This is a genomic window from Sphingomonas sp. ABOLH, from assembly GCF_003951715.1.
In the GTDB taxonomy this organism is placed as follows: domain Bacteria; phylum Pseudomonadota; class Alphaproteobacteria; order Sphingomonadales; family Sphingomonadaceae; genus Sphingomonas; species Sphingomonas hankookensis_A.
Window position 1 is genome coordinate 1 of record NZ_QQWV01000001.1, and the last position, 14011, is coordinate 14011.

The following is a 14011-nucleotide window of genomic DNA, read 5'->3' on the forward strand; positions in this document are numbered from 1 at the left end:
CCGCCGCCCCTGCCCCCGACCGCCCCGACAAAGGAATAGTATCATGAGCGAACTCAAGACCGCCCCGACCGCGACCACCACCGGCACGATCGACACGATCAAGGACAAGGCCGCGACCGCCGCCCACGCCACCAGCGACGCCGCGCACGACGCCGCCAAGCGCGCCTCCGAAGTCGCCCATGACGCGAGCCAGCGCGCGGCCGATACGATCGAGGCGAACCCGCTCGCCGTCCTCGCGGGCGGCCTGGCGCTCGGCGCCGTCGTCGGCGCGCTGCTGCCGCGCACCGCACAGGAGACCAAGGCGCTCGCCCCGCTCGGCAAGAAGCTGTCGGCCGCCGCCACCGCCGCCGCGACGACCGCCCGCGACGTGGGCAAGGAACAGCTCGCCGCCGCGCTGCCCAGCAAGGACGGCGCGAAGGAACAGCTGCGTTCGGTCTTCTCGAACGTGGTACAGGCCGCGACCGACAGCGGGAAAAGCGCCATCAAGGGCTGATCCGCATCGCGGTCCGCAACTTATGGGTTGAAGGGTGCGCCCCGTTCGCTATGCGACGGGGCGTATCCTTTTTTGCACTGCGGGAACGACCATGAGCAAACTCCACCTCGTCTTCGGCGGCCGCGTCTCCGATCCGCGCACGCTCGACTTCGCCGACCTGAAGGCGATCGACGTCGTCGGCATCTTTGGCGACTATGCCAGCGCCGAAAAGGCATGGCGCGCCGCGGCACAGCGGACCGTCGACGATGCCGAGATGAAATATGTGGTGGTCCACCTTCACCGCCTGCTCGAGCCGGAACTGCCGGCGGCGTAAGGGGTCTCGCTACCCTACCCGTTCAGTTCGAGCAGCTTCGAGCGAAGTCGAGAAGCGTCCGTCGAGAACCCGGTCGTTTGAAGCACCCCCTTCTCGACTTTGGTTCTCGACAGGCTCGAACCTACGCTCGAAGCAAACGGGATTGGCAGTAGGGTGAAGGGCGAAGCCTAACCCTCTCCGCGACGCCCGCCCCAGCGCCACACCAACAACGGCCGCAACAGCACCATCCCGGCAATAAACCCGCCGACATGCGCCGCGCCGGCGATCGGCATCTCGCTGCCCGCGCTCGACCAGCCGATGAACAGGTTCAGCGCGGTCCAGAAGACGCCCAGCCAGATCGCATGGACCACATGCGCCGGGATCGGTCCGATCGGCTTGGCCTTCCCCCCGCCGAACAGCAGCGCATAGGCCCCGATCAATGCGGAGATCGCGCCGCTCGCCCCGATCATCGGCGCGGGTGATGTCGGCCCGGCCAGCCACTGTGCCGCGATCGACGCATAGGCCCCGACCAGCAGCAGTACCAGGACGCCACGCAACCCCACCGCGCGCTGCGTCGGCGTACCCACGATCGCCAGGCTCAGCAGGTTGAACGCCAGATGCAGCCACCCGTCATGGATGAACGCCGCGGTGATCGGCGTCAGCCACACCGGAAAGAACGAGGCGAACCCCTCGATCGACGCCGGGTCGCTCGTCATCCGCAACGGTACGAAGCCCGCCGCGATCGACGCGCTCCACACGCCACCGGTAAGGATCAGCCACCCGCTGACGATCGCAATCAGCCCGCCGATCGTCAGGATCGCCGGTGACGGACGCCGTTCGAACATGGCGGCTTAGATGAACTCGATCTTCGAAATCTGATAATAACGGTCGCCCGACGGCACCGTCACCTCGACATCGTCGTCGACCTTGCGCCCGATCAGCGCGCGGCCCATCGGCGAATTGTACGAGATGCGACCCGACTTGGCGTCCGCCTCGGTCTGGCCGACGATCTGATAGGTGATCGCCTTGTCGTCCTCGTCGAGCAGCGTCACGGTCGCGCCGAACACGACCTTGTCGCCCGACAGGTCCTTCGGATCGATCACCTGCGCGCGGGACAGCTTGTCCTCGATATCGGCGATCGACGCCTCGATCTGACCCTGCCGTTCCTTCGCCGCATGATATTCGGCATTTTCCGACAGGTCGCCATGGGCGCGCGCTTCCTCGATCGCGTCGATGATCTGCGGCCGTTCCACCTTCAGCTGCTTGAGGTGCGCCGTCAGGCGATCATAGCCCTCCTGCAACATCGGCATCTTTTCGACCGTCGCCATCGCGCGCGCGTCCCTTTTGTCATTACCCCCGCCACACGGACGGGCCTCCCTGCCCGTCCGCGCGCAACATTCCGCTGATGGGGATCAGTTGTGCGATTGCGAATAATAGGACTGCAACGGCCGCACTTCAAGGGACCGGGCACCCAGCGCCTGAATGGCTTGCGCCACAGCGACGCTCGCCGGCGCCGTGGTGAAATAGGGCACCTTCTGCGACTGAGCCGACGCGCGGATCGATTCGGAGTCCTTCAGCGACTGCCACCCTTCGGTGGTGTTGAAGATCATCGCGATATCGCCGTCGAAGATCTTGTCGACGATATGCGGACGACCCTGCGCCACCTTGTTTACACGCTCGACCGGCACGCCGTTCTCGGCAAGATAATCGGCGGTTCCGCTGGTCGCGACGATCCTGAAGCCCAGCTCGACCAGTAACTGCACGCCCGGCAGGATCACCGGCTTGTCGCTTGATTTCACCGACACGAACACCGTGCCGCTCTTGGGCAGGACGATGTTCGCGCCCATCTGTGCCTTGGCGAAAGCCGTGGCGAAATCGCTGTCGATCCCCATGACTTCGCCGGTCGACTTCATTTCCGGCGACAACACCGGATCGACGCCGGGGAAGCGGCCCCACGGGAATACCGCTTCCTTGACCGCGACGTGATCGATGTCCCGATCGATAGTCGGCAGGGTGGCCAGCTTCTCGCCCGCCATCACCCGCGCCGCGATTTTGGCGACCGGCGTGCCGATCGCCTTGGCGACGAACGGCACCGTGCGGCTGGCGCGCGGATTGACCTCGATCAGATAGACCTTGCCGTCCTTGACCGCGAACTGGATGTTCATCAGCCCCTTCACGCTCAACGCCTTGGCCAGCGCCACCGTCTGCCGCTCGATCTCGGCGATGACGTCGGCGCCCAGCGAATAGGGCGGCATCGAACACGCGCTGTCGCCCGAATGGACGCCCGCTTCCTCGATATGCTGCAGCACGCCGGCGACCACGACATCGTCGCCATCGGCGATCGCATCGACATCGACTTCGATCGCGTCGCGCAGATACTGGTCGATCAAAACGGGGGAGTCCCCCGACACCTGCACCGCCGTTTGGATATAGTCGTCGAGCTGCTGGAGCGAGTCGACGATCTCCATCGCGCGTCCGCCCAGCACATAGCTCGGCCGCATCAGCACCGGATAGCCGATCCGCTCGGCGATCACCGCCGCCTCGTCGCGGCTGCGTGCCAGGCCGTTGGCCGGCTGGAGTAGGCCCAGCGACGTGACCAGATCGGCGAACCGCTCGCGATCCTCGGCCAGGTCGATTGAATCCGGCGTGGTGCCCAGGATCGGGATACCGGCCGCTTCCAGCGCGCGGGCGAGGTTCAGCGGCGTCTGCCCGCCGAACTGCACGATCACCCCGACCAGCTCACCCTTCGACGCCTCGACATGCAGGATTTCCAGCACGTCCTCGGCGGTCAGCGGTTCGAAATACAACCGGTCCGACGTGTCGTAATCGGTCGATACCGTTTCCGGGTTGCAGTTGACCATGATGGTCTCGAACCCGGCATCGCTCAGCGCGAAGCACGCATGGCAGCAGCAATAATCGAACTCGATCCCCTGCCCGATCCGGTTCGGCCCGCCGCCCAGGATGACGATCTTCTTGCGATCCGACGGCTGGCTCTCGTCCTCCGGCTCGCCGAAGGTCGGCGCTTCGTAGGTCGAGTACATATACGGCGTCTTCGCCTCGAACTCGGCGGCGCAGGTGTCGATCCGCTTGAATACCGGCCGCACGCCCAGCTTGTGCCGATGTTGACGCACCTCGTCCTCGGTCACGCCGCCGGTCATCATCTTGACGACCTCGTGGATCAGGCCGGACCCGCGCTGGATACCGCGTTCCATGCCGCGCAGATTGGCCGATTGCAGCGCCAGCCATGCCAGACGCTTGTCCGAAAAGCCCATTGCCTTCAGGCGACGCATCCCCGCCGCGTCCTGCGGCAGGCCGTTGGTGCAAACTTCGCTTTCGGCCGCGACGATTTCCGCCATGCGTTCGAGGAACCACGGGTCGTATTTGGCGATGGCGTGCACTTCGGCGACGGTGAAGCCTTCGCGCAGCGCCTGCGCCGCGACCAGCAGCCGGTCGGGCGTGGCGACGGCCAAAGCCGCCTCGATCTCCGCACGCGGCGCGCCGACCAGCCGGTCGACCTGGTTGAAGCCCGACAGCCCGGTCTCGAGGCCGCGCAGCGCCTTCTGCATCGATTCATGGATGTTGCGGCCGATGGCCATGACCTCGCCGACCGACTTCATCGCCGTCGACAGCACCGCCTGCGACCCCTTGAACTTCTCGAAGGCGAAGCGCGGAATCTTGGTGACGACATAATCGATCGTCGGTTCGAACGACGCCGGCGTAGCACCAGTGATGTCGTTGGTGATCTCGTCGAGCGTATAGCCGACCGCCAGCTTCGCCGCGACCTTCGCGATCGGAAAGCCCGTGGCCTTCGACGCCAGCGCCGACGACCGCGACACGCGCGGGTTCATCTCGATGACGATCAGGCGGCCGTCCTTCGGATTGACCGCGAACTGTACGTTCGAACCCCCTGTTTCCACACCGATTTCCCGGAGAACCGCGATCGATGCGTTGCGCATGATCTGGTATTCCTTGTCGGTCAGTGTCAGCGCCGGGGCGACCGTGATCGAATCTCCGGTGTGCACGCCCATCGGATCGACATTCTCGATCGAACATACGATGATGGCATTGTCCGCACGGTCGCGGACCACCTCCATCTCATATTCCTTCCACCCTAGCAGCGATTCCTCGATCAGCACCTCGGTGGTCGGCGACGCGTCCAGCCCTTCGCGGACGATCTTCAGAAACTCGTCGCGGTTATAGGCGACGCCGCCGCCGGTCCCGCCCAGCGTGAAAGACGGGCGGATGATCGCCGGCAGCCCGACATGCTCCAACCCGGCCAGCGCCTCCGCCTCGCTATGCGCGATATGGCTGCGCGCGGATTCGAGGCCGATCTTCTCCATCGCGACCTTGAACTTCTGACGGTCCTCGGCCTTGTCGATCGCCTCCGCATCGGCGCCGATCATCTGCACGCCGAACTTTTCCAGCGTGCCGTCATTGGCCAGCGCCAGCGCGGTGTTCAGCGCCGTCTGCCCGCCCATCGTCGGCAGCACCGCATCGGGGCGCTCCTTCTCGATGATCTTGGCCACGACCGCCGGGGTGATCGGCTCGACATAGGTCGCGTCGGCCAGTTCCGGATCGGTCATGATCGTCGCGGGGTTGGAGTTGACGAGGACGATGCGATAGCCCTCCTCCTTCAACGCCTTGATCGCCTGCACGCCCGAATAATCGAACTCGCAAGCCTGGCCGATGACGATCGGCCCCGCGCCGATGACGAGGATGGACGAAATGTCGGTGCGTTTTGGCATAGTTAGTCCTCGAACGGCGGCCCGCCGATCACACCAATGATCGCGGAATATTCAGGGTTGAATGCGCGAACCAGCTTGGCCGCGTCATCGTAAGTCAAACGGTGAAACTCGACGGCGACTTCGCCTTCTTCCGGCCGCGCTTCGATCCGGTCCGGCTCGACACCAGCATCGCGGAAGTCCGCAAGTGCAGCGTCGATACATTCCGGTTTGATGCGAAAGCGCATTCCGTCGGGTCTCGCCTAATTCTTCATCATCCCCACGAACCGCTCGAACAGATAGAAGCTGTCCTGCGGACCGGGCGACGCTTCGGGATGGTACTGCACGCTAAACGCACGACCGCCGTCAACTTCGATGCCGGCATTCGAACCATCGAACAGCGATACATGCGTCTCCACCACGCCGTCCGGCAGGCTGTCGCGTTCGACCGCGAAGCCGTGGTTCATGCTCGTGATCTCGACCGCACCGTCCGACAGCCGCTTGACCGGATGGTTCGCGCCGCGATGCCCCTGATGCATCTTGGTGGTCTTTGCACCCACAGCGAGTCCAAGGAGTTGGTGCCCCAGACAGATGCCGAACAACGGCTTGCCGGTATCCAGCAGCTTCCGGATCACCGGCACCGCATATTCGCCGGTTGCCGCGGGATCCCCCGGACCGTTCGACAGGAAGATGCCGTCCGGGTTCGCCGCCATGACCTCTTCATAGGTCGCGGTGGCGGGTAGCACGGTTACTTCAGCACCCGCGTGAACAAGGTTGCGGAAGATATTGCGTTTGCTGCCATAATCGATCGCAACGACATGCGGGCGCGAATCGCGTTTCGCGACACCTTCGCGACCTTCCGCGTGCGTGCTGTCGTCATAGCCCTTGCCCAGATGCCAAGCCCCGCCGGCCCAGCCATAATGCGTCTCGCACGACACGGTCTTGGCAAGGTCCATGCCCTCCAGCCCAGGCCATGCCTGTGCCTGCGCCAGTAGCGCCGGAATATCGAACTCGCCGCTCGCCGAATGCGCGATCACCCCGTTCGGCGCCCCGCCCTCCCGGATCCGCCGGGTCAGCGCCCGCGTATCGATGCCCGCAAGACCGATCCGGTTGTGCCGCGCCATCCAGGCATCAAGGTGTTCATTCGAACGGAAATTCGACGGCGCCGTCACGTCCTCGCGAACGATCATGCCCAGCGCGTGCGGGTCGTTCGCCTCGACGTCGTCGACATTGGTGCCGACGTTACCGATGTGCGGGAAGGTGAAAGTGATGATCTGCCCGGCAAAGGACGGATCGGTCATGATCTCCTGATAGCCGGTCATCGCAGTGTGGAAGCACACCTCACCGACCGCAGCGCCTTCCGCGCCGAAGCCACGGCCCCACAGCACGTCGCCATTGGCAAGGACAAGAACCCCGGTAGCTCCTTCGGGCATGGCGAATGGCTTGGCGTCGGCCATGATGGGCGGGCACTCCTCGGGTTTGTCTGATGATGTCGCTAAGCGGTGGCGGCTAGTCCCAACCCCGCGTCGCGTCAATCCTGTGATCGCGCATCGATTGCGGCTATGGGTATTCGCTTATCCAAACGAACGACATCGGAACCGCCATGATTCGCGATACCATCAAGGACGCCCTCGTCACCGCCATGAAGGGCGGCGATAAGGAGACGACCGCCACGATCCGCCTGATCCAGTCGGCGATCAAGAACCGCGATATCGAGGCACGCACCGGCAAGGCGCCTGAGAGCGACGACGCGCTGGTGGTCGAAGTGCTGCAGAAAATGGTGAAGCAGCGCCGCGAATCGATCGAGATGTACGAGAAGGGCAACCGTCCCGAACTCGCCGCCAGCGAAGCGCGCGAAGTCACCGTCATCGAACGCTTCCTGCCCGCCCCGATGGACGAGGCGCAGACGGCGGCGGCGATCGAGGCGATCAAGGTCGATCTGGGCGCCAGCGGCATGAAGGACATGGGCCGCGTGATGGCCGAACTGAAGTCGCGCCACGGCAGCGAACTTGACATGAGCAAGGCTAGCGCGGCGGTCAAAGCGGCGCTAAGCTGAACAGCCGATAGCGGGCACGCGAGCCACAGGAAGCCATGACCCTATCCCCCCAGTTCCTTGACGAGTTGCGCACCCGCACGACCCTGTCGGCGCTGGTCGGCAAGTCGGTGAAGCTCCAGCGCTCGGGCAACGAGTTCAAGGCGTGCTGCCCGTTCCATACCGAGAAGACGCCGAGCTTCTGGGTCAATGACGACAAGGGCTTCTACCATTGCTTTGGCTGCGGCGCGCACGGCGATGCGATCCGCTGGATGACCGACCAACGCGGCCTGCCCTTCATCGACGCGGTGAAGGAACTGGCCGCCGCCGCCGGCATGGAGATGCCGGCGCAGGATGCGCGCTCGGCGCGGCAGGCGGAACGCGCCAAGGGGCTGCACGAGTTGATGTCCGATGCGCAGGGCTGGTTCGCGGACCGGCTGGGCGACGAAGGCGGCATCGCCCGCGACGCTCTCGCCAAGCGCGGGATCAAGCCGGAAACCGCCCGTGCGTTCGGCATGGGGTTCGCCCCCGATGCCCGTGGCCGATTGAAGGCCGCGCTGGCGTCCTACGGCGACCCGATGCTGGTCGAATCGGGCATGCTGATATCGGTCGAGGGCAAGGAGCCGTACGACCGGTTCCGCGGCCGGCTGATGATCCCGATCCGCGACGCGCGTGGCCGGACGATCGCGTTCGGCGGGCGTATCCTCGGCGACGGCGAGCCGAAATATCTGAACTCGCCCGAAACCCCGCTCTTCGACAAGGGGCGGACGCTCTACAATATCGACCGTGCCCAGGCCGCCGCGCGCAAGGCGAAGCGGGTGATCGCGGTCGAAGGCTATATGGACGTCATCGCGCTGGCCCAGGCTGGTTTCGATGAAGTCGTAGCCCCGCTAGGCACCGCGCTGACCGAGCATCAGCTCGAACGGCTGTGGCGGATGGCCGACTGTCCGATCCTGTGCTTCGACGGCGACGCGGCCGGGATCAAGGCGGCGCGGCGCGCGGCCGAACGCGCGCTGCCGCTGCTGCAACCAGGCAAGAGCATTTCGATCGTCACCATTCCCGACGGCATGGACCCCGACGATCTGGTTCGTGCCGAGGGACCGCAGGCGTTCGAGGACCTGCTCGCCCGCCGCGAATCGCTATCCGATTTCCTGTGGCGGCTGGAGCTGGCGACGTTGCCGCCCGGCGCCGGCCCCGACGAGCGCGCCGCGTTCGAGCATGAACTGGCGCGCCTGGCGGGGACGATCACCCATGAAGGCATTCGCCGCGAATATTTCCGGACCTTCAAGGATCAGTTCTTCGCGCTGTTCGGGGCGAAGGACCGTCGCCTGCGCATCGTCGCGAACGACATGGCGGCGGCGGCCGACGTGCGGAAGGTTGATCTGGTCTTCGCGTTCCAGCGTGCCATCCTGATGGGCCTGATGCAGCATGTCGACGTGCTAAAGCGGCATTGCGAACTCGTCGCGCAGCTGCCGATCTTGAACGGGCAATTGCAGCGCTGGCGCAATCACTTGATCGACTTGGCGATCTATCGCAACGACCTGACCGAAAGCCTGCTGACCGACACGATCGCCGCCGACCGGCAGCTGGTCGACATGGCGCGACGGAACAAGGAAACCGATCTCGCCTTCAGCTTCTGGCTGCGCGGGACCGCTCCTGAGGTCGCCGAAACCGACCTGTTGCGGGTGATCCAGATCCTGGTCGACGAACAGGCGTGCCGCCGTGCGGAAAATGCTGCCGCCGAACGCTGTCGTCAGGACACGACCGAGCGGACCTTCGCCGAATATCAGCAGGCGCGGTCCGACCATGCGGCGGTGCAGGCCCGGATTCGTGACTGGATGGAGGAACTGGACGAGGCGGCTTGATCCCCCTTCGCCTCCCTCCCATATCCGGCGCATAGAATCGCCCGAAATCCACCCGTCGCACGCCGGATTGCACGCTGATTGCTTGCAAATCGCGCTGGCTCGGACAAAGACGACGGGTAAAATCGCGCGAACGACGCGCTGCGTAAAATTTCTTGAGGGTTATTGATGGCCAAGGCGAATGGTGGCGGCGACGACACGATCGATACCGGCGACGCGCCGCTGATCGACCTCAACGAAGGGTCGATCAAGAAGCTGGTCGCCCGCGCCAAGAAGCGCGGCTACATCACCGTCGACCAGCTGAACGAAATGCTGCCGCAGGATCAGATGACCTCGGAGCAGATCGAGGACATCATGTCGGCGCTGAACGACATGGGCGTCAACGTCGTCGAGAATGAAGACGCGGGCGAGGACGGCGAAGGCGAGGAACGCGCCAAGCAGGACGAGGACGGCGACGACGACTCGTCCGCCGATCAGGACGATTCCGCCGCCGCGTTCGAACCGGTCAAGAAGAAGGAAACCGTCGACCGGACCGACGATCCGGTGCGCATGTACCTGCGCGAAATGGGCGCGGTCGAACTGCTGAGCCGCGAGGGCGAAATCGCCATCGCCAAGCGGATCGAGGCCGGTCGCGACACGATGATCTTCGGCCTGTGCGAATCGCCGATCACCTTCAACGCGATCATCGGCTGGTCGACCGCCTTGAACGAAGGCACGATGCAGCTGCGCGAGATCCTCGATCTCGACGCGATGCTGTCGAAGGACCCGGCACCGGAATCGCTGTCCGACGACGAAGACGCCGACGACAATGGCGAAATCTCGTCGAAGAACGCCGGCCCCAGCTTCAAGGAAGAGGAAGAGCCCGAGGAAGCATCGGCCGACGAGGACGAGGACGGCGAACGCCGCGCCCCGCGTCCGAGCGATGATGATGACGAGGACAACACCCTCAGCCTCGCGCAGATGGAAGAACAGCTGAAGCCCCAGGCTTTGGAAAAGTTCGCCAACATCACCGCCATCTTCAAGAAATTCTCGAAGATGCAGTCGCAGCGTCTGGATGCGATGGCAGCCGGCGACGGGCTGAACGCGGCTGAGGAGCGCAAGTACCAGAAGCTGCGCGAGGAACTGACCGCCGAGGTCGAAAGCGTGCAGTTCCATCAGGCGAAGATCGAATATCTGGTCGATCAGCTCTATGCCTATAACCGTCGCCTGACGGCGCTGGGCGGGCAGATGCTGCGTCTCGCCGAGCGTCACAAGGTACCGCGCAAGGCGTTCCTCGACAGCTATGTCGATCACGAGCTCGACGAACAGTGGCTGACCTCGGTCGCAACGATCGACAAGAAGTGGAAGGCGTTCGCCGACAACGAAGGCGCCGCCGTCGACCGCATCCGCACCGAAATCGCCGAAATTGCGCAGCAGACCGGCATGGCGCTAAGCGAATTCCGCCGCATCGTGAACATGGTGCAGAAGGGCGAGCGCGAGGCGCGGATCGCCAAGAAGGAAATGGTCGAGGCGAACCTGCGCCTCGTCATCTCCATCGCCAAGAAATACACCAATCGCGGGCTGCAATTCCTTGACCTGATCCAGGAGGGGAATATCGGGCTGATGAAAGCGGTCGATAAGTTCGAATATCGCCGTGGCTACAAGTTCAGCACTTACGCGACCTGGTGGATCCGGCAGGCGATCACCCGCTCGATCGCGGATCAGGCGCGGACGATCCGCATCCCGGTCCACATGATCGAGACGATCAACAAGCTGGTGCGCACCAGCCGCCAGTTCCTGCACGAACAGGGCCGTGAGCCGACGCCGGAGGAGATGGCCGAGCGCCTCTCTATGCCGCTCGAAAAGGTTCGCAAGGTGATGAAGATCGCCAAGGAGCCGATCTCCCTCGAAACGCCGATCGGCGACGAGGAGGATTCGCATCTGGGCGACTTCATCGAGGACAAGAACGCGATCATCCCGGTCGATGCCGCGATCCAGGCGAACCTGAAGGAAACGGTCACCCGCGTCCTTGCCAGCCTGACCCCGCGTGAGGAACGCGTGCTGCGCATGCGGTTCGGCATCGGCATGAACACCGACCACACGCTGGAGGAAGTCGGCCAGCAGTTCAGCGTGACCCGCGAACGCATTCGTCAGATCGAGGCGAAGGCGCTGCGGAAACTCAAGCATCCGAGCCGCAGTCGCAAGATGCGTTCCTTCCTCGACCAGTAATCGACCGCCCCGGCCCTTACCAAAGTGCCGGGGCGCTTCGTTTCGGGACAGTTTCGATCCCGTTAATCCGCGCGTCATCGCGGTTAAAATAGCGGCAACCGTGTTCCTACGCGCTTGGGTTATCTATTGTCGGCATACCGGCTCCATCGACATCATGGGAGCCGGCGGTTGATAGTGGCAATTGCGAACAGGGATGGATGCGATACCGCGGAACGGCTGGCGCGGATCGTTCTCGCCGATGGCAGCGCCGGGCATGTCGCGCCCGACCGCCTGTCGCGAAACGATGCGCTGTTGCGCGATATCGCCGACGCGCTGCACCAGCTCTGCTCGCTTCACGGCCGCCATCCGGGCGTGGTCGATCATGCGGCGCGCGCCGACGTCCACCCGGCTGCCGCGCCATGGCTGGAACAGGCGGCTGCCGCATTTGCCGAGGAACGCGCCTATCTGATCCGCGTATCGGCCGCAGCAGGCCCGCCGCCGGGCACGCCGGGACAGGCTGCTGCGGAAGCGGCACTGGCGGCGCAGCGCCATGCGATCGACCTGCTGGCGCGATCGGGGCGGCCCGGCTGCGCGCTGGGGGCGGCCATCGCGGTGACGCTCGACTGGCCGGTGATCCGCCGGCCGCTGGACGCCGCGGCGATCCGGCTGGGGCTGGAGACAATCCCGCTCACGCTGCCGTCGCCCGCGCAGACGCTGCGCGTGATCGATCAGGTAACGGACGCGGCGCCGATCGAGCGCGCCATGACCTTCGGCCTGCAGCAATTGCTGGCCCAGCATCGCGGGCTGTGGGACCTGCTGCTCGCCCGGGCGGAAAGCCGCGGCTAGCGCCCGTTCGCTTCGCCGCCTATCGTCGCGGCCATGACGACACCACCGATGCGCTTCGAAGGAACCGAAGGATATGTCGCGACCGACGACCTGAAGGTCGCGGTCAATGCGGCAGTGACGCTGCGCCGTCCGCTGCTGGTCAAGGGCGAGCCGGGCACGGGCAAGACCGTGCTGGCGCAGGAGATCGCGCGGGCGATCGATGCGCCACTGATCGAATGGAACGTCAAATCGACCACCCGCGCGCAGCAGGGCCTGTACGAATATGACGCCGTGGCGCGGCTGCGCGACGGGCAGCTCGGCGACCCGCGCGTCCACGACATCGGCAACTACATCCGGCGGGGAAAGCTGTGGGACGCGTTCGTCAGCCCGACACTGCCGGTGCTGCTGATTGATGAAGTCGACAAGGCCGATATCGAATTCCCGAACGACCTGCTCCACGAACTCGATCGCATGGCGTTCGACGTCTATGAAACCGGCGAGCGGGTGACGGCGCGCGAGCGGCCGATCGTCGTCATCACATCGAACAACGAGAAGGAACTGCCCGACGCCTTCCTGCGCCGTTGCTTCTTCCACTATATCCGCTTTCCCGACCGGGCGACGATGCAGTCGATCCTCGACGTGCATTTCCCGGGTATCCAGCGCGTGCTGGTCAACCGCGCGCTCGATCTGTTCTTTGCGGTGCGCGAGACGCCGGGGTTGAAGAAGAAGCCGTCGACCAGCGAACTGATCGACTGGCTGAAACTGCTGCTACACGACGACATGCCGCTGGACGTGCTGGCGTCGCATGATCCGAGCAAGGCGATCCCGCCGCTGCACGGTGCGCTGCTGAAGAACGAGGCGGATGTGATGCTGTTCGAACGGCTCGCCTTCCTGCACCGGCGCACGGGCGGCTGACATCGGCCAGGCCGTTGCCATGACGCGACGATGCGTGGTCGGAAGATTTCGTTAACCACGATCGCCAACCGATCGGTCACCATCGCGGTCGCACTATGGCGCCATGTTCGGTTCGCTTGTCCGGGGCCTGTTGCTCCTCGTCTTTGCCGGTGCCGCCAGTTTCCCGCTCGGGGCACGTTCACTGCTCGATTATGTCGGGCAATGCGTTCCCTTCGCGCGGGCCGCGTCGGGTGTGGAAATCTACGGCGATGCCTGGACATGGTGGGATCAGGCCAATGGACGCTATCCGCGTGGCCACACGCCGAAGGTCGGCGCGGTCCTGACCTTTGCCAGGACGTCCCGCCTCCCGCTCGGCCATGTCCTCGTCATCAGTCGGGTCGTCGAACCGCGCGTGGCAATGGTGACGCATGCCAACTGGTCGCGGATCAACGGGGTGCGCGGCGGCGTAGAACAGGACGTGACGGTGTTCGACGTTTCGCCGAAGGGCGACTGGACGCAGGTGAAGGTCTGGTATCGTGATTCGCAAGGACTGGGCAGTTCGGTCTATCCGACGCACGGCTTCATCTACGGCCCCCGTCCCGCCACCGAACTGAGCAGCGCGGCGCCCGACTATGTCGGGTCGCTGATCGACGCCTATGCCCGCTGAGGGCGTGACGACTGGATACTCGCTCGGCTAGACCCGCG

Annotated in this window: 13 protein-coding genes; 8 read left to right on the plus strand and 5 right to left on the minus strand. The window is 64.6% G+C overall.

Annotated elements, in window-relative coordinates:
- The first annotated feature begins 43 nt into the window (after positions 1–43).
- Positions 44–493: a hypothetical protein gene (locus CA237_RS00005; RefSeq protein WP_066687373.1), complete on the plus strand. Its 450-nt coding sequence runs from the start codon at positions 44–46 to the stop codon at positions 491–493.
- A gap of 91 nt (positions 494–584) precedes the next feature.
- On the plus strand, positions 585–806 hold the full coding sequence (locus tag CA237_RS00010) for a DUF4170 domain-containing protein (RefSeq protein ID WP_066687371.1): 222 nt from the start codon (positions 585–587) through the stop codon (positions 804–806).
- Positions 807–973: 167 nt separating this feature from the next.
- Here the strand turns inward: CA237_RS00010 and CA237_RS00015 are convergent, their stop codons facing one another.
- From CA237_RS00015 to carA, 5 genes are all read right to left on the minus strand, one after another.
- Positions 974–1630, minus strand: coding sequence for a rhomboid family intramembrane serine protease (locus tag CA237_RS00015; protein WP_066687370.1), 657 nt, complete (start codon positions 1628–1630; stop codon positions 974–976).
- 6 nt (positions 1631–1636) lie between these two features.
- Entirely contained in the window at positions 1637–2113 is a 477-nt protein-coding gene (greA, locus tag CA237_RS00020; RefSeq protein WP_066687369.1) for a transcription elongation factor GreA, read from the minus strand.
- Between the two features lie 84 nt (positions 2114–2197).
- On the minus strand, positions 2198–5530 hold the full coding sequence (gene carB, locus CA237_RS00025) for a carbamoyl-phosphate synthase large subunit (protein ID WP_126012212.1): 3333 nt from the start codon (positions 5528–5530) through the stop codon (positions 2198–2200).
- Between the two features lie 2 nt (positions 5531–5532).
- Positions 5533–5754 carry a hypothetical protein gene (locus CA237_RS00030; protein WP_066687367.1) on the minus strand — a complete coding sequence of 74 codons (222 nt, stop codon included), beginning with the start codon at positions 5752–5754 and terminating at the stop codon, positions 5533–5535.
- 15 nt (positions 5755–5769) lie between these two features.
- Positions 5770–6963 (minus strand): glutamine-hydrolyzing carbamoyl-phosphate synthase small subunit, encoded by a 1194-nt coding sequence (carA, locus tag CA237_RS00035; RefSeq protein ID WP_066687365.1) that lies wholly within the window; start codon positions 6961–6963, stop codon positions 5770–5772.
- 146 nt (positions 6964–7109) lie between these two features.
- Here carA and CA237_RS00040 point away from each other — a divergent pair, with 146 nt between their 5' ends.
- The 6 genes from CA237_RS00040 to CA237_RS00065 all read left to right on the plus strand — a co-directional run bounded on the left by CA237_RS00040 (position 7110) and on the right by CA237_RS00065 (position 13973).
- Positions 7110–7562 carry a GatB/YqeY domain-containing protein gene (locus CA237_RS00040; RefSeq protein ID WP_066687363.1) on the plus strand — a complete coding sequence of 151 codons (453 nt, stop codon included), beginning with the start codon at positions 7110–7112 and terminating at the stop codon, positions 7560–7562.
- Between the two features lie 35 nt (positions 7563–7597).
- Positions 7598–9403 (plus strand): DNA primase, encoded by a 1806-nt coding sequence (dnaG, locus tag CA237_RS00045; protein WP_066687361.1) that lies wholly within the window; start codon positions 7598–7600, stop codon positions 9401–9403.
- A gap of 165 nt (positions 9404–9568) precedes the next feature.
- Entirely contained in the window at positions 9569–11608 is a 2040-nt protein-coding gene (rpoD, locus tag CA237_RS00050) for an RNA polymerase sigma factor RpoD (protein WP_066687359.1), read from the plus strand.
- A gap of 174 nt (positions 11609–11782) precedes the next feature.
- On the plus strand, positions 11783–12433 hold the full coding sequence (locus tag CA237_RS00055; RefSeq protein ID WP_232307825.1) for a hypothetical protein: 651 nt from the start codon (positions 11783–11785) through the stop codon (positions 12431–12433).
- Positions 12434–12481: 48 nt separating this feature from the next.
- The gene (locus tag CA237_RS00060; RefSeq protein ID WP_066687355.1) at positions 12482–13327 is read left to right on the plus strand and encodes a MoxR family ATPase; all 846 of its coding nucleotides are present in this window, start codon (positions 12482–12484) and stop codon (positions 13325–13327) included.
- A 103-nt stretch (positions 13328–13430) separates the two neighbouring features.
- Positions 13431–13973 (plus strand): CHAP domain-containing protein, encoded by a 543-nt coding sequence (locus tag CA237_RS00065; RefSeq protein ID WP_066687352.1) that lies wholly within the window; start codon positions 13431–13433, stop codon positions 13971–13973.
- Positions 13974–14011 lie beyond the last annotated feature (38 nt).

Coding starts and splice junctions, on each gene's coding strand:
- CA237_RS00065 (WP_066687352.1), top strand. CDS start 13,431: ATGTTCGGTTCGCTTGTCCGGGGCCTGTTGCTCCTCGTCTTTGCCGGT.
- CA237_RS00015 (WP_066687370.1), bottom strand. CDS start 1,630: ATGTTCGAACGGCGTCCGTCACCGGCGATCCTGACGATCGGCGGGCTG.
- greA (WP_066687369.1), bottom strand. CDS start 2,113: ATGGCGACGGTCGAAAAGATGCCGATGTTGCAGGAGGGCTATGATCGC.
- CA237_RS00030 (WP_066687367.1), bottom strand. CDS start 5,754: ATGCGCTTTCGCATCAAACCGGAATGTATCGACGCTGCACTTGCGGAC.
- rpoD (WP_066687359.1), top strand. CDS start 9,569: ATGGCCAAGGCGAATGGTGGCGGCGACGACACGATCGATACCGGCGAC.
- carA (WP_066687365.1), bottom strand. CDS start 6,963: ATGGCCGACGCCAAGCCATTCGCCATGCCCGAAGGAGCTACCGGGGTT.
- CA237_RS00040 (WP_066687363.1), top strand. CDS start 7,110: ATGATTCGCGATACCATCAAGGACGCCCTCGTCACCGCCATGAAGGGC.
- CA237_RS00005 (WP_066687373.1), top strand. CDS start 44: ATGAGCGAACTCAAGACCGCCCCGACCGCGACCACCACCGGCACGATC.
- dnaG (WP_066687361.1), top strand. CDS start 7,598: ATGACCCTATCCCCCCAGTTCCTTGACGAGTTGCGCACCCGCACGACC.
- CA237_RS00060 (WP_066687355.1), top strand. CDS start 12,482: ATGCGCTTCGAAGGAACCGAAGGATATGTCGCGACCGACGACCTGAAG.
- carB (WP_126012212.1), bottom strand. CDS start 5,530: ATGCCAAAACGCACCGACATTTCGTCCATCCTCGTCATCGGCGCGGGG.
- CA237_RS00010 (WP_066687371.1), top strand. CDS start 585: ATGAGCAAACTCCACCTCGTCTTCGGCGGCCGCGTCTCCGATCCGCGC.